The sequence below is a fragment of the Oleiphilus sp. HI0128 genome, from assembly GCF_001635365.1.
The window spans coordinates 1-979 of sequence record NZ_LWGG01001182.1; the positions used below are offsets into that span (position 1 = coordinate 1).

General features: G+C 39.9%; 1 protein-coding gene. It reads left to right on the forward strand.

Annotation, left to right across the window (positions count from 1 at the left end; all coding sequences use genetic code 11):
- The coding region (locus tag A3763_RS19935) for a DUF1631 family protein (RefSeq protein ID WP_156495204.1) at window positions 1-947 on the forward strand (947 nt) is incomplete at its 5' end.
- Window positions 948-979: the final 32 nt, after the last annotated feature.

The window sequence follows — 979 nt, forward strand, 5'->3', positions numbered from 1 at the left end:
TTGACGATCTCAAGAAGGTTCTTGATAGATCGAATATTGCTTACGACGAAAGCATATTCAATGCCTTAGAAGAAAGTATGGTTTCATTGCTTAAACAAGAGTTCTGCGATTCTTTTGTTCCCTATACTTCAGTACCGACTGATATAACACTTAATGAACAATTTAGTCATTTCGATATCTCAAGAATATTATATAAAGATGAGGTTGGTGATAGCTCCGTACCTCAAAATGATTCGGTAGAAAAACTCAATCTTGAAGAAAGTGACTGGTTTGTAATGGGTACAGACCAAGCTAGTTCACCTTCAATGATATTATTGAACCGCTTTGACTATGCTGGCTTGTTTTTGTTTGGTAATTATTTGGGGATGAAAACGGGCATATATACCCGTCAGGAGTTAGACCACTTGCTCAATCAAGGTGAGATTAAACCTTACAAGCAAGGGGAGTCATTCTCTGTTGTGTTTAATGCTTGTGTTAAGGGGCTGATGCGAGTAGCTGATTCACAGCAGAAAGCCAGAATCGCTGCCGCCGAGAAAGCGAAAGAAGAAGCAGAGAGACTGCTCGAAGAAAAACGACTTGCCGAAGAAGAGGCAGAAAAGAGAGCGCAGGAAATTGCCGAACGTACTAAAGAACTACTTAAAAGGCGCGAAGATAAGAAAAAAGCCCAACTTGAAGTATCAGCACTAGCGAAAGTACAGAAATTGACTATAGGTGCTTGGGTCTCACTTACGATTGGTGACCAAGCGGAGCGCTATAAGCTAGTAGTGAAGATTGCTGCGAGTAGTAAATTCATTTTTGTTGATAAGCTCGGGATTAAGAAAAAGGAATATAAAGAAGTTGACCTTGTGGACCTTGTTGTGACAAACAAAATGGAATTTTTGAGCGACGGAGCAGAATTTGAAGACAGCTTGCAAAGGGTTGTAAGCCGATTGCGTATGGCAAAATAAAAATGGTTACTAGCATGAATGATGAAGACTTA